The 25,196-nt window shown below is 67.2% G+C and carries 23 protein-coding genes; 11 read left to right on the top strand and 12 right to left on the bottom strand.

The genetic code is table 11. The features are described from left to right. Positions 1-10 precede the first annotated feature (10 nt). On the bottom strand, positions 11-427 hold the full coding sequence (locus NGM07_RS01055; protein WP_253515424.1) for a DUF3054 domain-containing protein: 417 nt from the start codon (positions 425-427) through the stop codon (positions 11-13). Between the two features lie 140 nt (positions 428-567). Next, on the bottom strand, positions 568-1,149 hold the full coding sequence (locus NGM07_RS01060; protein WP_253515434.1) for a class I SAM-dependent methyltransferase: 582 nt from the start codon (positions 1,147-1,149) through the stop codon (positions 568-570). An 83-nt stretch (positions 1,150-1,232) separates the two neighbouring features. On the opposite strand from NGM07_RS01060, the gene NGM07_RS01065 reads away from it, so the two are divergent. The 3 genes from NGM07_RS01065 to fen all read left to right on the top strand — a co-directional run bounded on the left by NGM07_RS01065 (position 1,233) and on the right by fen (position 4,982). After that, positions 1,233-1,877 carry a GNAT family N-acetyltransferase gene (locus NGM07_RS01065; protein ID WP_253515436.1) on the top strand — a complete coding sequence of 215 codons (645 nt, stop codon included), beginning with the start codon at positions 1,233-1,235 and terminating at the stop codon, positions 1,875-1,877. A gap of 77 nt (positions 1,878-1,954) precedes the next feature. Then, entirely contained in the window at positions 1,955-3,469 is a 1,515-nt protein-coding gene (locus tag NGM07_RS01070) for an FAD-dependent oxidoreductase (protein WP_253515438.1), read from the top strand. A 529-nt stretch (positions 3,470-3,998) separates the two neighbouring features. Next, complete coding sequence (gene fen / locus NGM07_RS01075) at positions 3,999-4,982, top strand: flap endonuclease-1 (RefSeq protein WP_253515443.1); 984 nt, start codon at positions 3,999-4,001, stop codon at positions 4,980-4,982. Positions 4,983-5,022: 40 nt separating this feature from the next. Here the strand turns inward: fen and NGM07_RS01080 are convergent, their stop codons facing one another. Further along, a complete protein-coding gene (locus NGM07_RS01080; protein ID WP_253515446.1) occupies positions 5,023-6,816 on the bottom strand; it encodes a hypothetical protein in 1,794 nt (597 codons plus the stop codon). Positions 6,817-7,013: 197 nt separating this feature from the next. Between NGM07_RS01080 and NGM07_RS01085 the strand changes: the two genes are divergently transcribed. Both NGM07_RS01085 and NGM07_RS01090 read left to right on the top strand, forming a co-directional pair. Next, positions 7,014-7,304, top strand: coding sequence for a hypothetical protein (locus NGM07_RS01085; RefSeq protein ID WP_253515454.1), 291 nt, complete (start codon positions 7,014-7,016; stop codon positions 7,302-7,304). 504 nt (positions 7,305-7,808) lie between these two features. Further along, on the top strand, positions 7,809-8,063 hold the full coding sequence (locus tag NGM07_RS01090) for a BolA family protein (protein WP_253515455.1): 255 nt from the start codon (positions 7,809-7,811) through the stop codon (positions 8,061-8,063). A 15-nt stretch (positions 8,064-8,078) separates the two neighbouring features. Here NGM07_RS01090 and NGM07_RS01095 read toward each other — a convergent pair whose 3' ends face one another. Next, positions 8,079-9,257, bottom strand: coding sequence for a carbon-nitrogen hydrolase family protein (locus NGM07_RS01095; RefSeq protein WP_253515463.1), 1,179 nt, complete (start codon positions 9,255-9,257; stop codon positions 8,079-8,081). 188 nt (positions 9,258-9,445) lie between these two features. On the opposite strand from NGM07_RS01095, the gene NGM07_RS01100 reads away from it, so the two are divergent. Beyond that, the gene (locus NGM07_RS01100) at positions 9,446-9,658 is read left to right on the top strand and encodes a DUF4177 domain-containing protein (protein ID WP_253515465.1); all 213 of its coding nucleotides are present in this window, start codon (positions 9,446-9,448) and stop codon (positions 9,656-9,658) included. A 226-nt stretch (positions 9,659-9,884) separates the two neighbouring features. On the opposite strand, the gene NGM07_RS01105 is transcribed toward NGM07_RS01100, so the two are convergent. From NGM07_RS01105 to NGM07_RS01120, 4 genes are read right to left on the bottom strand one after another with little or no spacing between them, the layout of a single operon-like run. Then, a complete protein-coding gene (locus NGM07_RS01105; RefSeq protein ID WP_253515474.1) occupies positions 9,885-11,051 on the bottom strand; it encodes an ABC transporter ATP-binding protein in 1,167 nt (388 codons plus the stop codon). Positions 11,052-11,094: 43 nt separating this feature from the next. Continuing rightward, positions 11,095-12,030 (bottom strand): carbohydrate ABC transporter permease, encoded by a 936-nt coding sequence (locus NGM07_RS01110; RefSeq protein ID WP_253515476.1) that lies wholly within the window; start codon positions 12,028-12,030, stop codon positions 11,095-11,097. Further along, positions 12,027-13,094 (bottom strand): carbohydrate ABC transporter permease, encoded by a 1,068-nt coding sequence (locus tag NGM07_RS01115; RefSeq protein WP_253515478.1) that lies wholly within the window; start codon positions 13,092-13,094, stop codon positions 12,027-12,029. The genes NGM07_RS01110 and NGM07_RS01115 overlap by 4 nt, the downstream gene beginning before the upstream one ends. Before the next feature lie 26 nt (positions 13,095-13,120). Then, positions 13,121-14,494 carry an ABC transporter substrate-binding protein gene (locus tag NGM07_RS01120; RefSeq protein WP_253515480.1) on the bottom strand — a complete coding sequence of 458 codons (1,374 nt, stop codon included), beginning with the start codon at positions 14,492-14,494 and terminating at the stop codon, positions 13,121-13,123. A gap of 299 nt (positions 14,495-14,793) precedes the next feature. Between NGM07_RS01120 and NGM07_RS01125 the strand changes: the two genes are divergently transcribed. The 5 genes from NGM07_RS01125 (at position 14,794) to gatE (ending at position 21,132) form a co-directional block, all read left to right on the top strand. Continuing rightward, on the top strand, positions 14,794-16,209 hold the full coding sequence (locus tag NGM07_RS01125) for a class II fumarate hydratase (protein ID WP_253515482.1): 1,416 nt from the start codon (positions 14,794-14,796) through the stop codon (positions 16,207-16,209). Positions 16,210-16,622: 413 nt separating this feature from the next. Continuing rightward, positions 16,623-17,027: a hypothetical protein gene (locus tag NGM07_RS01130; RefSeq protein ID WP_253515484.1), complete on the top strand. Its 405-nt coding sequence runs from the start codon at positions 16,623-16,625 to the stop codon at positions 17,025-17,027. 102 nt (positions 17,028-17,129) lie between these two features. Then, positions 17,130-17,594, top strand: a complete 465-nt coding sequence (locus tag NGM07_RS01135) for a PH domain-containing protein (protein ID WP_253515492.1) — start codon at positions 17,130-17,132, stop codon at positions 17,592-17,594. Then, entirely contained in the window at positions 17,591-19,147 is a 1,557-nt protein-coding gene (locus NGM07_RS01140) for a PH domain-containing protein (RefSeq protein ID WP_253515506.1), read from the top strand. Before NGM07_RS01135 ends, NGM07_RS01140 begins: the two co-directional genes overlap by 4 nt. A gap of 116 nt (positions 19,148-19,263) precedes the next feature. After that, positions 19,264-21,132 carry a Glu-tRNA(Gln) amidotransferase subunit GatE gene (gene gatE, locus NGM07_RS01145; RefSeq protein WP_253515508.1) on the top strand — a complete coding sequence of 623 codons (1,869 nt, stop codon included), beginning with the start codon at positions 19,264-19,266 and terminating at the stop codon, positions 21,130-21,132. A gap of 28 nt (positions 21,133-21,160) precedes the next feature. On the opposite strand, the gene NGM07_RS01150 is transcribed toward gatE, so the two are convergent. The 4 genes from NGM07_RS01150 to NGM07_RS01165 form a co-directional block, all read right to left on the bottom strand. Beyond that, a complete protein-coding gene (locus tag NGM07_RS01150; protein WP_253515510.1) occupies positions 21,161-22,411 on the bottom strand; it encodes a chloride channel protein in 1,251 nt (416 codons plus the stop codon). A 129-nt stretch (positions 22,412-22,540) separates the two neighbouring features. Further along, positions 22,541-23,386 carry a formate/nitrite transporter family protein gene (locus NGM07_RS01155; RefSeq protein ID WP_253515520.1) on the bottom strand — a complete coding sequence of 282 codons (846 nt, stop codon included), beginning with the start codon at positions 23,384-23,386 and terminating at the stop codon, positions 22,541-22,543. Between the two features lie 94 nt (positions 23,387-23,480). Further along, the gene (locus tag NGM07_RS01160; protein ID WP_253515522.1) at positions 23,481-23,903 is read right to left on the bottom strand and encodes a universal stress protein; all 423 of its coding nucleotides are present in this window, start codon (positions 23,901-23,903) and stop codon (positions 23,481-23,483) included. 162 nt (positions 23,904-24,065) lie between these two features. Then, a complete protein-coding gene (locus NGM07_RS01165; RefSeq protein ID WP_253515524.1) occupies positions 24,066-24,899 on the bottom strand; it encodes a phosphatase PAP2 family protein in 834 nt (277 codons plus the stop codon). Positions 24,900-25,196 lie beyond the last annotated feature (297 nt).

Consider the following 25,196-nt stretch of genomic DNA (forward strand, 5'->3'; position numbering starts at 1 on the left):
AACCGTCGAGCTACCGGACCGCCGAAACCGCGACGCGCCACGCGACGAGGCTGACGACGCCGATGCCCGTCACGACGAGCGCGAACGTCCACGGCGACTCGCCGTGGAACAGCGAGGTAGCGCGCAAGGCGAGTCCGATCGCGGCGGCCCCGACCCAGGCCCCGGCCGCGCGCACGGCCGCAACCCGGGACGACCGCATCGCGCCGGGCGCGTACGCGCCGACCGCCAGCGAGGCGACGACCCATCCGAGGAGGAACGGCGCGACGGTGTCGGCGACGACCAACGGCTGGGTCACCGGGTTCACGCCGTGGCGGAGTTCGCCGACGGTCAGGAACGCCAGGATGACCAGCAGGTCGCCCACGGCGAGCAGTCCCGCGTCCGGCGAGCGCTCGAACCGAGAGCCGAGGAACCCTTCGGCGTTGCTCATGATTTCCGATTGGAACCCGGCCGTCATGAGTGGCGCGGTCCGTCGCGGGTGAGCGAGTCCGTCGCGAGTGTCCCGGCGTGCGACCGCGCCGGGGCGCGGTCGCACGCCAGAAAATTTGCCGTCGAATCGCCGGCGGGCACTCACTCGCTCGGGACGCGTCCGACCGCGGTGTACCCCGACCCCGACCCGCGGACGAAGCCCTCCAGTCCGGCATCGGTGAGCATCCCGAGAATCTCCTCGCGCGAGAAGAAGGTGGAGTCGAAGCCGAAGAGGCGCTCGCCGGCCTGTGCGAACCGACCGGCGAGTCCGGTCGGGTCGAAGTCCCGAATCACGAGGACGCCGCCCGGGCGGAGGACGCGGGCCGCCTCCGCTATCGCACCCGCGGGGTCGCCGAAGTGGTGGAGTGCGTCCACGACCAGTACCGCGTCGGTCGACCCGTCCCCGAACGGCAGGGTCGCGGCGTCGGCCCGGACCGCCTCGTAGCCCTTTCGGCGAGCCTCGCGGGTCATCCCCTCGGCGGCGTCGACGACCACGCGGTCGGCCCCCTCGACCGCGCTCGCGCCGCGGCCCGCGCCCCCGCCCACGTCGAACACGCGTTCGACGTCGCGCTCGGCGAGGTCGAGTCCGGCCCGTAGCTCCGCGGCGTCCGGTCCCGGCCCGAGCAGGCCGTAGACGCGAGCGATTCGGTCGAAGAACGCGGTGTCGCCGACGCTCTGGCTCATGGGGGATTCGACGGTTCGAAGGCCCAAAAAGCCGGCCGCGTATCGGGCGAAGGACAGTTGTCGGGCCGGTCCCAAGCGGACTCATGGAGTTCGAACTCCTCGGCTGGCCCGAGGACGGCCCCCAACTCAGACTCGACCACCGCGAGTTCAGCTACGCCGGGAAGTTCGTGATGTCCAACACGGGGAAGGCGGTCGTGCGGGAATCCGAAGCGACGTCCGGAGGCGGAGCGCCGGAAGACGCGACCGAGTCACCGGAGGCGGATTCGCCGCACGGTGAATCCGCCTCCGGCGAAGACGGCGAAACCCCCGACTACGCCGACGACGTCGTCGCCGCCGTCGCGTTCAACGAGGACCGCACGGACCCGGCGACGGCGTGGCTCCGGTACGTGACCGTTCGGACCGGCCGCCGCGGCGACGGCATCGGCGCGCGACTCACGGCCTTCGCGGCCGACCGCCTCGAATCGACGGGGTACGACCGGGTGAAGATCGCGGTCAACAACCCCTTCGCCTACCGGGCGCTCCACAAGGCCGGGTTCGGCTACACCGGCGAGGAAACCGGCCTCGCGGAACTGGTGCTCGCCCGCCCCGGAGACCGCTCGCCCGAACGCTACCGGGCCGGCCTCGACGCCTACCGCGAGCGCGACGACCTCGCGCCGGAGGAGCGGTCGTTCCTGGACGAGCAGTCGGGTGCGGGACCGCCCGAACGAATCGACCCGCCGTCGGGGTGACCGATTCCCGGAGGCGGGGCGGCCACCGCGGTTAAGCGAGGCGGCGTCGAACCCGTATCGGATTGGGGGTTCGGGGAATGAGCGAACGAGAATCACCGGAGGGCCAACACGAATCGATCTGGACGGACACGACGCCGCGGACCGACTACCCGGCGCTCGACGGCGACCTGGCGGTGGACACCGCGATAGTCGGCGGCGGCATCGTCGGCGTGACCGCGGCGCTCCACTGCAAGGAGGCCGGCCGAGACGTGGTGCTCGTCGAGTCGGACCGAATCGTCGAGGGCGTCACCGGCAAGACGACGGCGAAGCTCACCGCCCAGCACGCGATGAAGTACCACCAGTTGGTCGAGAACTTCGGGACCGAACCGGCCCGGCGGTACGCCGCCGCCAATGCCGCCGCCATCGAGGAGGTCGCCTCGCGGGTCGAGGAACACGACATCGACTGCGACTTCGGCCGGACGCCGGCGTACACCTACGTGCCCGACCGCCGGAAGATGAAGCGCGAGGCCTCGGCCGCGAAGTCGGTCGGCCTGCCGGCGTCGTTCGAGGCCGACGCACCGTACCCCGCCGACGACACCGGCGCGGTCAAGTTCGAAGACCAGGCCCGGTTCCACCCGCGGAAGTACCTCCTCGACCTCGCCGACGAGATTCCCGGCGACGGCTCGCACGTCTTCGAGGAGACGAAGGCGAACGACATCGAGGACGGGACGCCCTGTCGGGTCGAAACCGACCGCGGCACGGTGACCGCCGAGAACGTCGTCGTCGCCACCCACTTCCCCATTCAGGACCCGGCGTTCTACTTCGCCCGGATGTACCCCAAGCGGTCGTACGTCCTCGCGGTCGAACTCGCCGACGAACCGCCGGAGGGGATGTTCTACCGGAACGAGTCGCCGTACTTCTCGGTGCGGCCGCACCCGCTGGGTCCCGACGGAATGACGCTCGTCGGCGGGCAGAACCACAAGACCGGACAGGGCGGTAGCACGGCCGACCGCTACCGGAAACTCGAACGGCAGGCCCGCGGGCACTTCGACGTGGAGTCGGTCGAGTACCGGTGGTCGACCCAGGACTACACGTCGGCCGACCAGGTCCCGTTCGTCGGGAAACTCGGCCCCGGCGCCGAACACGTCTACGGCGCGACCGGGTTCGGCGGGTGGGGGATGACCAACGGAATCGCGGCCGGGATGATGCTGGCCGACATGGTCCAAGGGAAGTCGAACCCGTGGGCCGACGTGTTCGACCCCGAGCGCGTGACGCCGAAGGCCTCCGGGAAGAAGTTCCTCAAGGAGAACGTCAACGTCGGCAAGGAGTTCACGAAGGACTGGGCGGAGGCGCTGCTGGCCGAGGAGGGCCACACCATCGCGCCCGGCGAGGGGATGGTCGTCCGACGAGGCGGCAAACCGCTGGCGGTGTCCCGGGGCGACGACGGCGAGATTCACGCCGTCTCGGCGGTCTGCACCCACATGGACTGCATCGTCCACTGGAACGACGGCGAGCGGTCGTGGGACTGCCCGTGTCACGGCTCGCGGTTTTCGATGGACGGCGAGGTGCTGGACGGCCCGGCGGTCGAGAACCTGCCGAAGCGCGGCGAGTGAAACTCGAATCTTCACAGTCCGCGGTCGGCGCGCGCTGGCGTGACCCGGCGGTCACGCGAGCGAACGCGAGGCGGCGAAGCCGCCTCGGAATAGCGAACGGCGGAGCCGTGAGCGACGCGAGGGTGACCTCGGAAGATGCGGTTTGTCTTCCGGCGGTTTCGGGTCGCGCCCTCATGCGCGAGGGACGAGGACCGCAGTCGGTTGGGGAGGGTGTGGCGCTGTGCTGTCACGGGGGTGGACTGAAAGGGGCCGCCCGCTCGCGCCCGGAGGGCGTGGTCGCTTCCGACGGGCCACTATTCGACGCTCGCCGATGGCGAGCGTCGAATATCCCGCGGAACGACCGCGAGCGGGCGGGGGCTTTCGAAGCGGTCCCGTTTTTCGAGGCGGTCACGTTAGTAGATTCGTGGGGAGAACCAGAGTTTCCGTCCTCCTTCGGGGCATCTCCATCTATCGTATCCCCTTCGATACTCTAGCACGGACGCGAAAGCAGTAGCTTTCAAACCCTCGGAACGCCTACGCCCCGACAGTAATGGGAAACGCCGACCTACGCCAACTCGCGGTCATCTCGGAGGTCCCCTTCGAGGAACTCGACGGGACCACCGTCGCCGTCGACGCCCACAACTGGCTCTACAAGTACCTCACGACCACGGTCAAGTGGACGAAGGACGCCGCCTACACCACCGACGACGGCACCGAGGTCGCCAACCTCGTCGGGGTCGTCCAGGGGTTGCCGAAGTTCTTCGAGAACGACCTCACGCCGGTGTTCGTCTTCGACGGCGCGGTCACCGACCACAAGTCGGCGGAGATCGAACAGCGCCGCGAGGAGCGAAAGAAGCGCGAGGAGCAACTGGAGGAGGCCCGCGAGGAGGGTGACGCCATCGAAATCGCTCGCCTCGAAGCCCACACCCAGCGGCTCACCGACACGATTCAGGAGACCACCCGCGAACTGTTCGACCTGCTGGACGTGCCCTACATCGAGGCCCCCGCCGAGGGCGAGGCCCAGGCCGCCCACATGAACCGGACCGGCGCGGTGGACTACTGCGGGACCGAGGACTACGACGCGCTGTTGCTGGGCGCGCCCTGCACCCTGCGACAGCTAACCAGCAAGGGTGACCCCGAACTGATGGATTTCGAGGCGACGCTCGAGAAACACGACGTGACCTGGGAGCAGTTGGTCGACGTGGCCATCCTCTGTGGCACCGACTTCAACCCCGGTATCTCCGGCATCGGGCCGAAGACCGCGCTGAAGCTGGTCAAAGAGCACGGCGACATCTGGGCCGTCCTCGAAGCCGAGGGCGAGAGCGTCGAGAAGGACCTCGACGTGATTCGGGAACTGTTCTTGAACCCGACCGTCAGCGACGACTACGAGTTCGACGCCGCGATGGACCCCGACGTGGCCGCGGCCCGCGAGTACGTCGTCGAGGAGTGGGGCGTCCACGCGGACGAGGTCGAGCGCGGCTTCGAGCGCATCGAGGAGTCGGTCGTTCAGACCGGCCTCGACCAGTGGACCTGAGAGCCGAACGAAGCGAAAAGGGACCGCGGCGATTCCGTTTCTACTCGCCGTCGAAGTCGACTTCCGCGATTCGCGTGGCGTAGGGGTCGCGGCGTTCGGCACTCGGCGGTACTTCCACGTCGGGCGAGTACTGCGCGACGGTCCAGAAGCGTCCCGAGAGCGGGTCGACCGAAACGCCGTTGTAGTCGCCCCAGCGCATCACCGTCGAGCCCTCGCCGTAGTCGTAACTGGACTCACCCTCCTGGACCACGACCGAGTCTTCGAGTCGCCCGCGCGGGAAGTCGGCGGTCCGGCCGGCCACGTCCATCCGGGGGTACGTCTCGGGACCCGAGACGTTGTGCGCGAGGACGGTACGGCCGTCGTCGGCGCCGACGGTCGGGATGAAGTACGACGTGCCGGGCGCGCCGTAGACGCCGCTCTGGACGAGCGTCTTCGTCTCGACGTCGATCTCGTACCACCGGACCGCCGCGACGGGGGTGCCGTCGCCGTTCCAGTCGTACAGCACCGAGTGGGCGGTCCAGAGCGACCCGTCGTCGTAGTCGGCGTTCATCAGTCGCGTGCCGAGGGTGTCGACGAGCGCGTCGGTTCCGGGTTGGCGGGCCGCGGGCGGGTAGCTGTACGGGCCGACTTCAACGGTGTGGCAGGTGAGGCTCGGGTCACTGACCGGGTCGGTCAGTTCCCAGAGGGTGAGCGCCGACGAGTCGAAGCCGCTGTTGACGAGGTAGAAGCGCCCCGAACTCCCGCCGGAGAACGGCTGGAGCGCCGGCTGAGCGGTGAACGTGAACGGCGCGTCCGCGTCGGGGTTGTTCATCTTCGTGAAGTGGTGGGCGGTCACGTCCTCGCCGGCGTACAGCGCCGCCTTGTCGAGGGTGGCCATCGTCACCTCGAAGTTATCGCCGAAGAAGTTCTGGGTGAGGTAGACCGCGTCGCGGTCGAGTCCGAGCGCGGGGTAGTCGACCAGCCCCTCGTTGTCGAGCGGCGGGACCCGGTAGACGTGCCAGTTCCCGTTCGGGTTGCTCGTCGCGGAAACGGCGATCATCCACCAGCCGCGGGGCGGGCGACGGAGTTGGGTTTCGGCGGCGGTGTCGCCGGACCCGCCCTCCTCGCCGGGTTCGGCGCCCTCCTCCATCTCCTCGCGGTCGACGAGTTCGCCGTCGGTCGTGATGCCGGGTTCGTACTGGACCGCACAGAGCACGAAGCGGTCGGCCGCGCGGTCGTAGCGCGCTCGGGGGTCGAACACGAACGGGTAGCCGTAGGCGAATCCTCCCTCGGGTTCGGGGATGACCGGTTCCCAGAGCCGTTCGAGGTCGAACATGTGCTGGCGGACTCCCGCCCGCTTGTCGAAGAACGCCACCTGCTGGTTGAGCGCGTGGACGACGTGACCGCTCCCGGCGGCGACCTGCGAGTCCGAGGGGACGCCCCCGCGGGTTTCGGCGGCGCCGACGCCGTCGTACTCCGCGTGGACCGAGAGGGGACCCTCCTCGCCGACGTTCGACTCCTGGGCCGCCTTCCGCGGCGGTTGGCGGCCGCTTCGGGTCGTCGCGGCGCCCTTAGGGGTCGCCGCGCTTACGTCGTCGGGCGTTCCGCTCCGGGCCTGGTCGGCGCGAATTTCGCCGGTGTTGACGGTCGCGCCCGAGTAGGTTCGCTCGAACGGGCCGTCGGCGCAGTCGCTCGCGGCGGTGGCGACGTCGCCGCCGAATCCGACCAGCGAGAGGCCGCCGAGGCCCGCGCCGGTCGCCTGCAGCAGGCGGCGTCGCTCCATCGAGAGCAGGTCGGCGGCGTTCTCCGGTTCGCCTTCGCGTTCGCGGTCCGTGTCTTCTGTTGGGGGAGTCATGGGACGTTCCGGGTTAGTACTGCTACCGTCGAAGGTTAGTTAATGAGATACTACGAGAGAATACACTGGTGAAAGAACATGCAATTTTATCACGGAGGCCGGGGGATGCTTTCGAAGTCACGGTGGCAGAATCGGCCGAGCGCGACCGACCGCGTGCGGCCGAAGTCTTGAGGGCCGACGACGACCACGTTCGAGCCGTGTCCGACACCATCCGACCGAACGACGTGGAGGAGGAGACGACGGTTCGACTCGAATGGTCGCCGCGCGGCGGGCCGGGGAACGGCGACAGCGCCGAGGGCCGGGTCACGCGGGTCTGGCGCCCCGACGACGTCCAGCAGTTCACCGTCGAGGCCGACGACTCCCTGTTGAACGTCTACGCCGACTACCGGAACCCGGTGGTCGAACGCGTCGCGAATCCGGACGCCGAGGACCCCGACACCGAGACGGTCGGCCGCCTCGACGCCATCACGCCCGTCGACGGCGCGTAGCCGACGCCCGACGCGTCGCGTCGGGCGTCGGCTCGGGCGAGAAACAGCCGACCAGCCGCCGGCGACGCTCTGTGACACACACCACTGGAAGCGCTCGGTCGACCGGCCGGCGAGGCGCTCGGTGAGACACACCACCGGGTGGTTCTCGTGAGCGAAGTCGTTCGAAAGGCGAAGCTTTTCGTGGTTCGAGAGAGCGAGGCTCTCTCGAACCACGAACGAGAGCTCGTCGGACCTTCGGTCCGACGGTGGACTGAAAGGGGCCGCTCGGTCGCGGCCGCAGGCCGTGGTCGTCTCAGCAACCCCTGTTCCGTGAGCGGCGGAGCCGCGAACCGAATATGTCGCTGAGCGACCGCGACCCAGCGGGGCTTTCGAGGCGGTTCCAGTAGCTCTGTATCTTCGGTCTATTGGAACGAATAGTCGTTTTCGAAGCGGTCGCGCACATCCACGAAGCAATACGACCGAACTTTCCACACGCATTTTACGCCCGCCCGCCAACGGTGGCCCATGAACGCCGACGAAGTGAAGCGACTCATCGAGGAGAACCTCGACGGCGCCGAGGCGACGGTCACCCACCCGCGCGGGGAGCACGACGAAGACCACCTCGCGGCCACCGTCGTCTCGCCCGCGTTCGAGGGCGAGACGCTGGTCCAGCAACACCAGTTGGTCTACGACGCGCTCGGCGACCACATGACGACCGACATCCACGCGCTCGAACTCAAGACGTACACGCCCGAGGAGTACGAGGAACGCGGCGAGTAGCCGCTTCTCGAAGAGTTACCGACCGGACTCTAGGGCGGCCGCCACGTCCTCGACGGCGGATATCGGTACGCCGTGAGCCTCGGCGAGTTCCTCGGCCCGGGCGGGCGAGAGGCCGTCGACCTCCGTCCTGTTCCCGTTCGCCGTCGCCCCGCTTGCGCGTTCGCCCCGACCGACGTGAGCACCGTCGCCCGAACCGCCGTGGCCGTGACCGTGGACCGGTTCCAGCGTCGCGTCGCTGAGTTCGAGGTTTACGGCGTCCCACCGCGAGTAGTGGCCCATCGCGTCGAAGTAGGCCTTCACGGCCCGGCGCTCGTCGCGGTCGAACTCGGCGGTCAGCAGGGTCTCCTCGCCGACCGCGGGGCCGGCCTTCACCACGCCCGCGGGGTTGACCAGCATGCTCCCGCCAGCCCCGAGGTCGTAGCCGAGTTCCTCGTCGTACTCCGCTGGCGGGTCGCCCATGTAGGCCGAGCAGGAGACGACGAACGACTGGGTCTCGAAGGCGTACTCGCGCATCGCGGGGTAGATGTCGCAGGTGTCCCGGTCGGCCGCCGACTCGGCCCGCGACTTATCGCCCGGGTGGTCGTTCTGACTCCAGAACCCCGGCCAGGCGGCGACGTGAATCTCCTCGCCCATCGCGGTCAGCGCCGCCTTCGAGAGGGTCATGTGGTTCTCGTAGCAGACGAGTCCGCCGAGCGTCCCCAAATCGGTTTCGTGGGTCGTCAGACTCGACGGGTCGCCCCGGCCCCAGATGGAGCGCTCGCCGTGAGTCGGCATGAGTTTCCGGTGGCGCCGCACCAGTCGCCCCTCGCGGTCGAAGAAGAAGATGGCGTTGTACAGCGTCTCGCTCCCCGGCCGGTCGTCGAGTTCGTTGGTACCGAGCGCGACGTGTAGATTCGCGTCTCGAATCGCGTCGCCCAGCACGTCCAGCGCGTCGTCGCCGACCGAGAGGCTGTTCTTCTGGAGTTCGACCATCAGTTCGGTCCACCGCGGGATGGAAACCTTTCTGCGCCAGTACGGGTAGCCGGGGAAGTACGTCTCGGGGAACACCAGCAGGTCGACGTCCTCGCGGCCCGCGCGCTCTATCCAGCGACACGTCTTGTCGAGGGTCGCCTCCTTGTCGTGGTAGACCGGTTCGACCTGCGCCGCGCCGACGGTGAACGATTCTGCTGGCGCGTCCGGCGAGTCGGTTGGCATCGGCGAACCGTGAGATACGGAAACACATAACTTGGCGGGTCGCCCCCGCCGCGTGCCGGTTTCGTGTTCTGACACCCGAGTTGACTCGTCGTCCATCGTCGGTCGGTAGCTAAATCGTCAGCAGAATCGACGCTACTTATTTTCGAGATGAGCGGAACAGTTATCCTCCGTGCAACCTTGGATTCATCGTGAACACCACGACAAGTGAACGACGTGCGAGCGGCGAAGCGGACTACGAGTACAAGGTCGTCGACGCGCCGACCAGCCTTCTGTGGTTCCGAATCAAGCGCGATGAAACCGAACGACTGTTGAACGACCTCGCGGCGGACGGATGGGAACTCGACGAGGTCGTCGTCAACTGGTGGGGCGGTGCCGAACTGTTCCTTCGACGGTCCCGCTGAGCGACGACGGTTCGTCGTTCACTAGCACGATTCGATCCACCGCCCAGCAGTCCGCCTGCACACGTTTCGCGGTAGATGGCACGAAGTCCCGCGAGAAATTCGCATCACGTACCGAGCGAAACCTGACCGGGTCCGGAATATAGACTAGGCACAGAGACTGTATTCCTAACAACGGAAAAGAGCGCACCGAAAGCCGAGGTTCGCCGCTCGAACGCCGAACCGTCGCTCAGACGTTCGGCGTCTCGACTTCCAGGGTTTCGAGGACGCGATTCCGGAGCGCCTCGCCCGTGTCGGCGTCGAAGACGTGAATCGTGTCCTCGGGAATTCGGGCCACGACGCGCTGGCCCTCCTCGACGCTCCGCATGCCCGAGATGGTGGCGACGAAGGTGCCTTCGCCCGTCCCCTCCGCGGTTTCGCTCGCCTCGTCGAAGGTGAGGTAGACGTTGTTCTCGTCGCCCATCGGTTCGACCACGTCGACGGTCGTCGGGAAGTCGTGGTCGGAATCGGGGTCGGCGGCGCCGACCAGTTCGACGTCCTCGGGTCGGACCCCGAGGACGAGGCGGTCGGTGCCCTCCACGGCCCCCAGCGTCTCCTCCGAGAGCGGGTACTCGAAGCCGTCGCCGACGAGCGTCCCGTTCTCCAGGGTGACGTCGAAGAAGTTCATCGACGGTTCGCCGATGAACCCCGCGACGAACTGGTTGGCGGGTTCGTGGTAGCACTCCAGGGGCGTGCCCACCTGCTGGAGTTCGCCGTCGTTCAGGATGGCGATTCGGTCGCCCATCGTCATCGCCTCGGTCTGGTCGTGGGTGACGTACACCGTCGTCACGCCCAGGTCCTCCTGGAGGCGCTGGAGTTCGGTCCGCATCTGGGACCGGAGTTTGGCGTCGAGGTTCGACAGCGGTTCGTCCATCAGGAACACCTCGGGATCTCGGACGATGGCGCGGCCGAGCGCGACCCGCTGTTGCTGACCGCCCGAGAGTTCGCGCGGCTTGCGTTCGAGCAGGTCCTCGATGCCCATCATCGCGGCGGTCTCCTCGACCCGGTCGCGGATTTCGGCGTCGGCCATGTCGGTCGACTCCTCCAGTCCGAAGCTCATGTTCTCCCGCACCGTCATGTGGGGGTAGAGCGCGTAGGACTGGAACACCATCGCGATGTCCCGGGTCGTCGGGGGTTCGTCGCGAATCGAGTGTTCGCCCAGGCGGATGTCGCCCCGCGAGACGGTTTCGAGGCCCGCGATCATCCGGAGCGTGGTGGACTTCCCGCAACCGGACGGACCGACCAGCACGAGGAACTCCCCGTCGTCGATTTCGACGTTGGCGTCGTCGACCGCGACGATGCGGTCACCGTCGTCGTCGAACCACTTGGTGACCCCGTCGAGCGTCAGTTCGGCCATCAGCTGTACCTCCGAGTTCGAGTTGCATACACTTTCCTCATGGTTACGAAGCCACTCCTTTCGCGAACTGTTCGCCGAACAGCACGTAGACGATCAGCGTCGGCAGCGCCGCGACGAACGCGCCCGCCATCTGGGTGTTGAACGTCGTGATCATCCCGCCGGTGAGGCTGTTGAGCGCCAGCGTGATGGGGGCGGCCGCGCCGCCGCCCGACGGCAGGATGACCAGCGCGAACAGCAGGTCGTTCCAGATCTGGGTGAACTGGTAGATGAGCGTCACCGCGAACATCGGCTTCGACAGCGGCAGGACGATGTTGCGGTAGATGCTGAACACGCTCGCGCCGTCGAGTCGCGCGGCCTCGATCATCTCCTCGGAGAACGACTGGTAGTAGCCGCGGAACAGCAGGAACGTGATGGGAATCCCGTAGGCGACGTGGGCCACGATGAGGTTGATGATGGACGCGTAGTGTTCGTGCATCAGCGGCAGGCCCCACAGGAACGACAGCAGTTCCGGGGTGTTGACGATGGCGAACAGCCGCGAGAGGGGCACCAGCACCGCCTGGTACGGGATGAAGATGCCCGCGACGAACAGCGCGACGATGGGCATCTGGTACTTCCAGTCGATGGTCGTCAGCCCGTAGGCCGCGATGCTCCCCAGGCCGGCCGACAGTATCGTCGCCGGAATCGCCAGCAGCATGCTGTTGATGAAGCCGTTCCAGAGCGTCTCGAACGCGATTATCCACGGCTCGATGGTGAACCCGCCGGTTATCGGCGGGAGGAACGGAATCGTCCGGTTGAACGCGTCGGTCGTCTTGAAGGCCGTCATCAGTCCGGCCTCCAGCGGCGCGAGGTAGAACGCGACCAGACCGGCGAGGACGGCGTACAGCGCCACTCGACTGCGGTCTGCGTTCACCACGGCGTAGCGGAACCGCTCGCGCCGCGACTGCTGTTCGGGGGTCGGATTCGCCGGCGGACTGCTCATAGTTCACCTCGTCTGTATTCGCTGTAGAGGTACGGCGCGACCACCGCGAGCGCCATCCCGAAGAGGACGATGGCGATGGCCGACCCGTACGCCCAGTTGTTCGACCCGAACGCCTCGCGGAACATCATGGTCGCGAGGATGTCGGCCGCCGGGCCGGGGTTGTTGCCGAACATCACGTAGAGGAAGTCGAACGCCTTGAGCGCGAACACCATCAGCACCACCGCCGCGCCCATCGTCGACGCCCGGAGTTGGGGCAGGATGACCCGCCAGTACATTTTCAGCGTGCTCGCGCCGTCGACCCGGGCAGCCTCGTAGTGTTCGGTCGGAATCGCGCGCAGTCCCGCGAGGTAGACGACCATCGCGTATCCCGAGAACTGCCAGATGAGCGCGAAGATGACCGCCGCCAGTTTCGTCTGAGGGTTCGAAATCCACTGGGTCGTCAGGAAGTCGAGTCCTAACTGGCGGAGCGTGACGTTGACGATGCCGTACTGGGCGTTGTACATCCACGCCCAGAACTTCGCGGTCACCACGAACGAGAGGCTCATCGGGAGCAGGTAGATGGTTCGGAAGGTGTTCTCGAACCGGATGTCCTGGTCGACCAGGATGGCGAGCAGGAGCCCGAACACCAGACAGATTCCCGTGAACGCCACGAGCAACACGAAGGTGTTTCGCGCGGCCGTCCAGAACGAGGGGTCGCCGAACGCCTGTCGGTACATCTCGAAGTCGAACGCCGATAGCTTGTACTCCGGCAGGAGCAGGCCCTCGAAGTCGGTCAACGAGATGACGAAGTTCCACCCGATGGCCCCGTAGACGAAAAAGCCCATCAGCAGGAACGGCGGGAGCCAAAACGGGAGGCTCTGGACGAAGTCGCTCGAGAGGAGCGACCCGCGGGTGCCCGTCTCGGATTCGGCGCGTTCTCCCGTCACCGTCGCGCCGCCGTCGGTGCGGGCCTCGCCGTCCGCACGATTCTCGTCGCGGACTTCGCCGCCGTCGGCGCGGAGTCCCCTCCCGGGTTCGCGTTCGCCGGGTCGTATCCGTCGAAGTACGTCTTTGAGTCGTTGCATGTCGAAAAGGAACGTGGGGAACTGCTTCAGTTGAACGCCTGTTCGAGCTGCGAGTAGGTGTCGTCGACGTTCCAGTTCGAGATGAAACTGGACATCGCGTCACTCACCGCAGTCTTCTGCTCCGGCGGAATCGCCAGTCCGTGTTCGATGGACTGGACCTGCGACTTCGAGTTCTTGAAGTCGTCCATCTGCCGGCTGAGGAACGGCCCGAAGTTCTCCTTCGAGACGTCGGTCCGGGGCGGAATCGACCCCTTCTTCGGGTTGAACCGCGCCTGGGCGTCCTTGCTGCCGACGTACTGCAGGAACTTCTCGGCCGCCTTCGGCGACGGGTTGTTCTTCGGCATCGGGAACGAGTCCATGTTGAGCGCGTAGACGCCCTTCGTGCCGGGGAACGGCACGTGGCCCCACTGCTTTTCGAACTCGAAGCTCTTCGCGCTGCGGTACATGCCCGCCGCCCAGTCGCCCTGGTGGAAGAACGCGGCCTTGCCGTTGATGACCTTCTTGTTGGCGTCGGTCCAGCCGAGCGAACCGGCGTCCTTGTTGAAGTGGGCCTTGTACTCCTTGACGATGCTGAGCGAGTTCTTGATGGCCTTCTTGTTCTGCGAAACCTTCCCCTGCGTGAAGGCGTCGTAGGTGCTCTTGCCGTGCTCGCCGAGCAGCACCTGCGCCCAGAGCTGGGTCGTCGACCACGCCGACTTGGTCTGCTGGGCCATGCCGACGGCGTCGGTCTTCGACTCGACCTTCTTCATCGCCGCGGTGAGGTCGCTGGGCTTCTTGATGGAGGCGGGGTCGACGCCGGCCTTCTCGACGACCTCGACGTTGTAGAAGAGGTTGTTGAGCCGGTGGATGTTCAGCGGCACCGTGACGAACTTCCCGCCGGGTTTGGCGGCGTCCTTCGGACCCTGTTTGTAGGCGTCCTTCATCCCGTTCTTGGACCAGACCGACTCGCCGATGTCCTTGAGTTTGTTCGCTTCGACGTAGGGCTGGAGGTTCGCGCCGGGCCACGCCTGCCAGGTGCTCGGCGGGTTGTTGTTCAGTACGCGCTTCTTGATGACGGTCTGGAGGTTCTGTCCCGCGCCGCCCGAGACGGGGTTCTCGTTGACCTTGATGTCGGGGTGCTTCTGCTTGAAGCCCTCGAACAGCGCCTTGATGGCGGGTCCGCCGTCGCCGCCGGTCCACCAGTGCTGGACCTCCAGCGTCTCGTAGTTGGTAGAAGAGTCGCCCGACTGAGTCGTCCCCTCGCCGCCGGACTCGGTCGTGCTGTCGCCGCCGGATTCGGTCGTCCCCTGGTCGCCGTCGTTCCCGCCCATGCACCCGGCCAGTCCGGTGATGCCGATTGTTCCTGCACCGGCCACTTTCAGATAATCGCGCCGCGAAACGTCGTCGTTAGCTCCTGTCATGCTCTGTGACCTACGGTAAACCTTCTCAACTGCGCACTTAAACGTTTGTGATATTAATCCGTTACCGAGTAAAATGCTAACCACTGTCGTAGTGGTTCGGAACCCGCATTGACCCCTCCGCCTTCCTGTGGTTTCGGCAAAACAAGTAAAAACTTCTCAGGAGTTTATTTCCGGCATTTATACGTCGCACCGATTCCCGCCGTCGGTCGAGTTCGGGGCGACCGACGGCGTCCGTCGGCCCGCCGGTTCCGAGGGCGTTTCGGTGGGTTTTACGCCCGGCCTCGCGAACTTCCAGGCGCATGAGCGACGACGAGGACTACCGGATCGAGGAGGACAGCCTCGGAGAGATGCGGGTGCCGACCGACGCCTACTGGGGCGCCCAGACCCAGCGCGCGGTCGAGAACTTCCCCATCAGCGGCATCACGTTCGGACGTCGGTTCGTCCGAGCGCTCGGCGTCGTCAAGAAGGCGGCCGCCCAGGCCAACAAGGACCTCGGCATGATCCCCGAGGACAAGGCCGACGCCATCGTCGAGGCGGCCGACGAGGTCATCGCGGGCGAGCACGACGACCAGTTCCCCGTGGACGTGTTCCAGACCGGGTCGGGCACGTCCTCGAACATGAACGCGAACGAGGTGGTCGCCAACCGCGCGACCGAGATATACGGGGGAGAGATGGGGAGCCGCGAGATTCACCCCAACGACCACGTCAACTTCGGCCAGTCGTCCAACGACGTGATTCCGACCGCGATGCACGTCGCCAGCCTCGAAGCCGTCGAGAAGGACCTGCTCCCGGCGCTCGACACGCTCCGGGAAGCGCTCGAAGCCAAGGAGGAGGAGTTCGACGGCGTGGTCAAGACCGGCCGGACCCACCTTCAGGACGCCACGCCCATCCGCCTCGGCCAGGAGTTCTCGGGCTACCGCACGCAGGTCGAGAAGGGTCTGGCGCGTGTCGACCACGTCCGCGACCACCTCTCGGAACTCGCGCTCGGCGGCACCGCGGTCGGCACGGGGCTGAACACCCACCCGGAGTTCCCGGAGAAGGCGGCCGAGTACATCTCCGAGGAGACCGGCGTGTCGTTCCGCGAGGCCGACAACCACTTCGAGGCCCAGGCGGCCCACGACGCCATGTCGGAGGCCCACGGCGCGCTCCGGACCATCGCGGGGTCGCTCAACAAGATCGCCAACGACCTGCGCCTGCTGGCGTCGGGTCCCCGGAACGGCCTCGGCGAACTCGAACAGCCCGAGAACCAGCCCGGCAGTTCCATCATGCCCGGCAAGATCAACCCGGTGGTCGCCGAGGCGGTCAACCAGGTCCACAAGCAGGTCGTCGGTAACGACGCCGCCGTGAGCGCGGGCGCCGCCGAGGGCCAGATCGACCTCAACCTTTACAAACCCGTCCTCGCGCACAACTTCCTCCAGTCGTCCGAACTGCTCGCGAACTCCTCGGAGGTGTTCGCCGAGAAGTTCGTCGCCAAACTCGAAGCCAACGAGGAGCACTGCGAGGAGCAGGTCGAACAGAGCATGGCGCTGGCCACCGCGCTCAACCCCCACATCGGCTACGACAAGGCGAGCAAGGCCGCCAAAGCCGCCCTCGCGGAGGGCAAGACGGTCCGGCAGGTCGTCGTCGAGAAGGGTTACCTCACCGAGGAGGAGGCCGACGAGGTCATCGACCCCGAGGCGATGACCCACCGCGGCATCCTGGGCGACGACGAGTAAGCCGACTCGGATTCTACCTTCTTCTCTCGATGTACGCAGACGCCGGCCTGCCGCCAAGCCGGCGGGAGCGCTCGGTGATACAGACCACCTAAAACGGCCGGCGAACCCAGCTACCGCAAACGCTCGGCGAACCAACCGCTGGGTGGGACTGAAAGGGGCCGCCCGCTCGCGGGCCGGAGGCCCATGGTCGTCTGGGCGGGCTACTATTCGGGGAGGGCCGCAGGCCCGACCCGGATATCCCGGCCAGCGACCGCGAGCGGGCGGGGGCTTTCGAGAACACGTCGTTCGATGTGGTCGTCGGTGCCACGTTCGTAGTTTCTGATGAGCGGACAACCGCTTCCAAAGCGATTCCAGCACCTAGTTCGCCCATCACACGTTTCAGGCGGGCGACCGTAATCGTTCGGCGAAGGACCATGGACGACCGAGACACCGATGCGAGCGACACCGCGACGTTCGACCTGTCGAGAGCCGAGGCGCGCGAGGTCATCGCCGCGCTCTCGGACGCCGAGATGACGGCGTCCGGCGACCGAGAACGCCACTACCGCAACGTGGCGAGCCACCTCGCCGCCGAGTTCGACTTCGACGAATACCGCGGCCCCGAGAAGGGCGAGATGGCCGCCGGCGACGACGAGGGGTGGATAGACAACGACGCCATCTTCGGGAGCGACGACGAGGACGACGAGGAGACCATAGAGCTCTCTCGGCGCGAGGCCGACGAGGTGACCGACGCGCTCGCCCACCACGAACCGGGGGCCGACGAGAACGCCGGACAGGTCGAGGACGTGCGCCGGCGAATCGAGGACGCGTTCGGCGACTGAGGCGGCGACGCGGTGGGCGGTCCTGCCCGCTCCGGGCGCACTGCGGCAACGGCCGCGACCGAACCGCCCGAACTTTTCGGGTTGCGGATAGTTCACCCGCACATGGAGACACTGAACCCGCGAGTTCGACTCGTCTGGGCGGTCAGTTCGGTGGTCGTCGCCGTCCTGCTGGGCGTCGGCGCGGCCGTCGCCGACCGCTTCGCGCTCGGCGTCGGCGTCTGGGTCGCGGTCGGCGTCGCGGCGCTCGCGTTCGCGCTCGGCGTCGGCTACGTCGCGCTCAAGTACCGGGTCTGGCGGTTCGAGGTCCGCGACGACGACCTCTACCTCGAACGGGGCGTCCTCACCCGGGTCAAGACCGTCGTGCCGTTCGTCCGGGTCCAGCACGTCGACACCCAGCGCGGACCGGTCGAGCGCGCGGTCGGACTGGCGAGCGTCGTCGTCTACACCGCCGGGTCGCGGGGCGCCGACGTGACGATTCCGGGCCTCACCCCCGAGCGGGCCGACGCACTCCAGGAGCGCCTGCGCCGCCTCGCCATCGAGAGCGAGAGCGAGCACGACGCGGTATGAGACTTCACCCGCTCTCTGTTCCCTATCGGGCGGCGGCCCGCGGCCTGAGCCTCGGGACCACGCTGTTATTCCTCGGCCTGACGCTGGCCGGCACCGAGGCGCTCCCGATTCCGCTGACCCGACCGGTCCTCGTCGCGGCCGCCCTCGCCGGGTTCTTGCTGGCGGCGCTCTGGCAGGTCGCCTACTACCGGCGGTTCGACTACGGACTCTCGGACGACGGCCTCGAAATCGCCTCGGGGGTAATCTCGCGGCGTCACCGCGAGATTCCGCTCCGGCGGGTCCAGAACGTCGACATCTCGCGAAACGTAATCCAGCGCGCGCTGGGGCTGGCGGCGCTCGACCTCGAAACCGCCGGCGGGGGCGGTACCGAGGCGAGTCTTCGGTACGTCTCCTACGAGGAGGCCAAGCGCCTCCAGCGCGAGATACAGCGCCGAAAGCGCGGCGCGGCCACCGAGTTCAGGGGCGCCGAAGGGGTCGGGGAACGCGACACCGACGCGGAGGGCGAGCGACCCGCCGGCGGCGGGTCGCTCGCCGACGAGGGAATCGCGGAGCGCGGGGAGGAACTGTTCGCGCTCTCGGCCGGCGAACTCGCGCTGGTGAGCGTGCTGTCCTTCGACCTGCGGTACTTCTCGCTGCTGGCGTTCGGGCCGGCGCTGTTCCCGTTCGTCCCCGGCGTCGCCGAACTCGCGGTGTTCGGCGGCGTGGTGCTGGCCGCCATGCTGGGCGTCGGCCTCTGGGCGCTGAGCGCCGCGGTGACGTTCGCCCGGTACTACGGCTTCCGACTCGCGCAGGTCGGCGACGAACTCCGCTACGAGCGGGGCCTGCTCGAACGCTACGACGGGTCGATTCCGATGGCGAAGGTCCAGACGCTCTCGATGGGCGAGAACGTCCTGATGCGGCGATTCGGCTACGCCACGCTCGCGGTCGAAACCGCGGGCTACGGTCCGGGCCAGTCGCCCTCCCAGGGGTCGGAGGCGGCGGTTCCGCTGGCGGCGCGCGAGCGCGTCGTCTCGCTCGCGCGCGAGATAGAACCGTTCGACGGGGCCGAGTTCTCCCGACCGCCGAAGCGCGCGCGGACGCGGTACGCCTTCCGGTACGTCGGCGGGTCGGCGCTGCTCGTCGCAGTACTGTACATCGCCTGGTCGCTCGCCGGCCGACCCCTCGTCTGGTACGCGCCGTTCGCTCCGCTGGCGTTCGTCGCCGTGGCGCCGCTGGCGGCCCACCTAAAGTGGGCCAACCGCGGGTACGCGACCGGAGAGAACCACGTCTTCACCCGCAACGGGTTCTGGAATCGGACGACGAAGGTCGTCCCCTACTACCGGGTCCAGAACGTCATCGAGACCCAGACCGTCTTCCAGCGCCGCCGGCGACTCGCCAGCGTGCTGGTCGACACCGCGAGTTCGGCCGGCATCGGCGGGCGGGTCGCGGCGGCGGTCGACCTGGACGCCGAGGACGCCGCGGAATTGCGGGAGTTGGTGGGCGAGAAGTTGCAGGCGAGTCTGGCGGCGCGGCGGCCCGACGACGGCAGTCGGCGACCCGACTCGGCGAGTTGATGGCGGAAGTCGGAGAAGTCGGGAGTTCCCGAGCGCCGGGCGCTCGGGAACTCCCAACCTCGCCGCCGAGGCCAGACTGAACGGTTTTTTACCCTTCGCGGTCTGACCTTCGAGCAATGACCGACCACGATTACGAGGAACTCGGCCTCGTCGCGGGGCTGGAGATTCACCAGCAACTCGACACCGAGTCCAAGTTGTTCTGCGCCTGTCCAACCGAGTTGCGGGAACCCGAGGACGCCGACCGGCGGTTCACGCGCTACCTCCACCCGACCAAGAGTGAACTCGGCGAGATAGACGAGGCGGCCCTCGAAGAGAGCCAGGTCGAACGCGAGTTCGAGTACCTCGCCTACGACACCACCTGCCTGGTCGAGGAGGACGACGAACCGCCCCACCGACTCGACGACGAGGCCCAGGAGGTTGCGCTCGAAATCGCCCAGTTGCTCGACATGGACCCCGTCGACCAGGCCCACGTCATGCGCAAGATCGTCGTCGACGGCTCGAACACCTCGGGCTTCCAGCGCTCCATCCTGTTCGCCAACGACGGCGAGATAGACACCGGCGAAGGGTCGGTCGGCATCGAGGACCTGATGCTCGAAGAGGAGAGCGCCCAGCGCATCGAGGAGCGAGAGGAGGGCGTCCTCTACAGCCTCGACCGCCTGGGCATCCCGCTGGTCGAGATCGGCACCAAGCCCGACATCCGCTCGCCCGCCCAGGCCCGCGAGGCCGCAGAGACCATCGGGATGCTCCTGCGCTCGACGGGCAAGGTCAAACGAGGCCTCGGCACCATCCGTCAGGACGTCAACATCTCCATCGAGGAGGGCGCCCGGGTCGAGGTCAAGGGCGTCCAGAGCCTCGACGACATCGACGACCTGGTGCGAAACGAGGTCCACCGGCAGGTCCGCCTGCTCGAACTCCGAGACGAACTCCGCGAGCGCGGCGCCGAGGTCGGCGACGTGCTGGACGCGACCGAGGTGTTCGCCGACACCGACTCGGGGGTCATCCGCGGCGCGCTCGATTCGGGCGGGAAGGTCACGGCGGTCCCGCTCTACGGCTTCGACGGCCTCGTCGGCGCCGAAATCCAGCCCGACCGCCGCCTCGGCACCGAACTCTCCGACCACGCCAAGCGACACGGCGCGGGCGGCATCTTCCACACCGACGAACTCCCCGCCTACGGCGTCACCGAGGACGAGGTCGCCGCGCTCCGCGACGCCGCGGGCGCGGGCGACGACGACGCGGTCGCCATCGTCGCCGCGAGTCCGGAGGTCGCCGACGGCGCCATCGAGGCCGCCGCCGAGCGCGCCCGAACCGCCCTCGAAGGGGCCCCCGAGGAGACTCGCGGCGCGAACGAGGAGGGGACCACGCGCTACCTCCGACCGCTGCCCGGCGCGGCCCGGATGTACCCCGAAACCGACGTGCCCCCGGTCGACCCCGACCCGAGCGAGGTCGAGATACCCGAACTGCTCACCGAGAAGGTCGAGCGCTACCAGTCGGAGTTCGGCCTCGATTCGGGACTGGCCGAGCAGGTCGCCTACGGCCAGCGGTGGGACGTGTTCGAGGAGGCGGTCGACTCGGGCGTCGACGCCACGCTCGCGGCCCAGACCGTCGAGAGCACCGTCACGGAACTCCGCCGGGACGACGTGCCGGTCGAGAACCTGACCGACGAGCACTTCCTGCAGACGCTCGACCGAGTCACCGAGGGCGAGACGGCGAAGGGCAACGTCGGCGAACTCCTGACCGCGCTCGCCGAGCACCCCGACTGGACCGCCGCGGAGGCCATCGAGCGCGAGGACCTCGGCAGCGCGGGCGAAGACGAAGTCCGCGACGCCATCGTCGAAGTCGTCGAGCGCAACGAGGCTCAGGTTCAGGAAGAGGGGATGCAGGCGTTCTCCGGGTTGATGGGCGAGGCCATGGGCGCGCTCGGTGGGAAGGCCGACGGCGACCAGGTGAGCCAACTGCTCCGCGAGGAGATTCAGAAGCGAGCGTAGACCGTCTCGGACGAGCGCCCTCCTCGAACTAGTCGTCCTCGGTTATGTGGAAGTTTGGGGACTCCGACCGCGGGGCCGCCACTTCGAGGAACCGCACCGACGGACTCGCACCGAACGCGACGAGCGCCGCGAGGAACACGGGGGTGATGCTCGCCCCGTCGGTGAGCGCGATGGCGATGAGCGCGGAGGAGAGCGGCGTCCCGGTCACCACCGAATTGAAGGCGGCCATCCCGGCGATCATCGCCAGCGCGGGCGGAAGGCCCGGAACGACCAGCGCCGTCAGTTGGCCGACCACTGCGCCCATGAACATGTGCGGGACGATGAGACCGCCGATCCAGTTGCCGTGAATCGTGAACGCGGCGGCGACCATGACCGCCCCGAGGGTCACCAACAGCGTCTCCAGCGAGAAACTCCCCGCCAGCAGGACGCTCATCTTCGCCCCGCCGTAGAAGTACGACAGCGGGACCAGCCACCCGAGAACCCCGATGACGGCGCCGGCGACGGTCGTTCGAACGTAGACGGCCGGCGACAGTCGGCGAAACGCCCGCCCGACGAACGAGAACGTCCGGGAGTACACGATACCGAACGGGATGCAGACGAAGCCGATGCCGACGGCCCACCCAAGTTTTCCGGGCGTCGGGGGAACGAGCGACGCCGTCTCCCAGACGGGAAACAGGCTCATGCCGCCCAACGCGACCTCGGTGAGGTAGCCGGCGAACGACGCGACGAACGTCGGCACGACGGCCTCGTAATATTCGAGTCCGCGCTCGTGGGGTAGCTCCAACCAGAGGAGCGCTCCGCCGATGGGGGCGCCCAGAATCGTCCCGAACCCGGCGCCCATGCCCGCGAGCGTCAGCAGTTTCGTGGAGTTCTCGAACTCGAACAGTTCGGAGACGTACGTCCCGAACGACCCGCCGACGATGGACATCACGCCCTCCGGACCCGCGTTCTGTCCGGCGATCAGTCCGAGCAGGCCGACCGGGACGACCGGGACGTTCTCTTCGAGTTCGACGCGTCCCTCGGCGTGGAACTGCTGGACCAGCGCCGAGAGCGCCCCGGGGTAGAACGTCGCGTAGAGGATGGCGCCGATGAGGATGCCCGCTCCGATGCTGACCGGAACCCGCCAGTACGGCGCGGCCAGCGCCTCCCACAGGTGGTGTTTGAGAAAGAGCCAGACGACTCGGAAGGCCGTGGCGACGAGGCCGACGCCGACGCCCAGGATGGCGGCGACCACCAGCATGTGGTGGAACTGCCGTTCGTTCAAACGGACGGTGTTCATCAGGTAGAGGTATGGGTGAGAGCGGGACGTGATTTACGTTCCTCCTGTCGCGTCGTCCGTTCGGAAGGCGTTATACTGGACTCGTCCGAGACGTTCGGACTCGAAACGGGTCATGTTCGGCGTCCGAACTCACTCGCTGGAGTTCTCTGTTTCGAACTCGACGTCGTGTTCTTCCCCCGCCAGCGCGACGTGACCGTAGTTCAGCAGGGCGACGAACACGCTCCCGCCGAGGACGTTCCCCAGCGTCGTCCACGCGATGAAGTGGCCGTAGTCGCCGAACGTGACTCCCTGCCCCAGGAGCATCGCCGAGAGTAGCTCCGTCGTGCCGAGGATGCTGTGATGGAACGGTCCACTACCGATGACCGCCGTCACGAGGACGACGAAGAAGATTCGGCTGACCGTGTCGCGGCTGGCGGCCGAAAGCCACGTCACCAGTCCCATCAACCAGCCGGCGACCACGCCGCTGAGGAGTATCAGCCACCACCGAAAGGGGATCAGCGCGGAGGCCAACACCCCGAACGCGTCCGGGTCGACGATTCCCATCGGCGGACCGATGGCAACGATGAGGCCGGCGAACAGCGCACAGCCGAGCAGATTCGAGACGTACGTCACTCCCCACACGCGGGCGAGGTCGCCCACCGACGCGCGCCCGTCGAGAACGGGGAGGACCGCCATCGTCGAGTGGGCGGTGAACAGTTCCGTCTGGCCGATGACCACCAGCAGGAACGCGATGGAGGAGACGCCGCCGAGCAACGCCTGCTGGACGAGCTTCGACTCGAATCCGCCGGAGAAGGTCAACACCATCGCCATGAGCAACGCGCCGTAACTCAGATTGAGGCCCGCCGTCAGTCCCGAGAGGAACACGCCCTTCGGCGGTCGGTGGATCTCCTTCAACGCGTTCTCTATCTCGCGCTCCAGGATGCGCCGGTAAGAGAGCGACGCGCCGGACGGCTCGGTTCTCGACTCGGAACTCATGTTCTATCTTCATCGTCTCGTCGCCTGAACGTTAACTCCGGTGGGCGAACGGTGCGACGACGGACCGAAAGCAAAGTCCTCCGGAGAAGTCGATTCACCGCTGGACCGCGAGCACGGGGATGTCCCCGTCGCGGATGACCTTCTCGGTCACGCTTCCCATCAGGAACCGCCCGACGCCCGACCGACCGTGGGTACTCATCACGATGACGTCGATATCGTGGTCGGCGGCGTACCGGAGTATCGTCCGGTCCGGATTTCCGACCTCGACCGCTCCAACCGCGTCGACGTCCCGGGCCAGCGCTTCGTCGACGATGCGCCGCGTCGATTCGGTCCCCTCCTCGCGGAGCGTCCCGAGTTTCTCCTCGCCCTGCCCGACGATGGAGGCGCTCTCGCTCTTCTCGACGACCGACAGGACGTGAACGGTGGCCTCGTACCGCTCTCCGAGGCTGTAGGCGTGTTTCGCCGCGTCGGTCGCGGCCTCGCTGCCGTCGGTCGGAATGAGGATTCGGTCGTACATCGTCTACCTGGAATCGTTCACCGACGACTATGCTATCAGTCCTCATGTAATTTCGCCCCGCGCTCGCTAGTGGGGGACGGTGTCGTCCGGCAGGGCGGCCGCGGTGGGCGGTCGTAGCGGGCGGTGAAGGAGAGGGCAGTTCGGGGGACCGAAGCGCCGACGTCACCGACTCGCGTACCGGCGGACGCCCGAGCGCACGCCCGACAGCAGTTCGCGCGAGACGACCGACCAGCGGGGTTCGCTGACCCGTCGCGAGAGGTGGTAGGCGAGTCCGACCAGCAGGACCGCGAACACGGCGTCGGTCATCCAGTGGACGCCGAGGTAGAGCGTCGAGAGGACGATGGCGACCGCGAGCGCCCCGACGGTGTAGGAGTAGCGCGTGTCGGCCTTCCGGGCGTAGAGCGCCGCCAGCACCGACAGACCGGTGTGGAGACTCGGGAACGCCTTGACGAGCGTGTCGGTCGAGTAGATGCCGTAGTGGATGGCCGGACTGAGGTTGTACATCAGCCCCTCGACGCTGGAGAGGTACAGCGACGACACCTTCACCGGGAAGAGGACGAAGAACGGCACCGCGAACACGACCAGGCAGATGTACGCCAGTGCGTAGCGGTGGGCCTCCTCCTCGTCGTGGGCCTTCAGCTTGAAGTAGGTGAACAGCACCACGAACGGGAATCCGACGAGGTAGACGCCGGTCGCGAGCAGGGTCAGCGGCGTGGCCACGACTGCCTGGAACACCGCGACTGTCGCGCCCTCGATGGCGTAGATGGCGTCGGTGAACGTCCGGGAGGCGTGGAAGTGGAAGGCGAGTTTGTTCACGATTTCGGTGACGACCCAGGCGACGCCGAGGTACTTCCAGTCGGTCCGCAGGAAGTCCTTGAACAGCGTTCGGAACCGCTCGTCGGGGATGAACAGCCGCTTGCCGACGAGTAGGGCCGCGATGCTCGGAATCGCTACGAGGAGGGTAAACTGCGTACCCAGAGGGAGGGAGGGGAACATAGGCGTACGTTGTTGTCCGTTACGGGCTCATCTTATTAACTATTTGACTATCGGTTCGCGCTGTGCCACTGAAACGCACGACCGGTGCGGTGGCGAAGGCGTTCGACACGCTTCTGGACACCCCGTTCGTCACGTCGCGCCGGAAGCCGACCGACGGGCCGCACCCATGGCCCGCCCGTCCGGTCCGCGACGTGTTCGCTTCGTGCGAAACACTTCCCCGGCGTTCCGTAAAACGGTTCCGGCGGCCAGCGGTTTCGTCACTTCGAGGAGCGGTCGGCCGTCGCCTCTCGCCCCGCG

The organism is Halorussus vallis, assembly GCF_024138165.1.
Lineage (GTDB): Archaea > Halobacteriota > Halobacteria > Halobacteriales > Haladaptataceae > Halorussus > Halorussus vallis.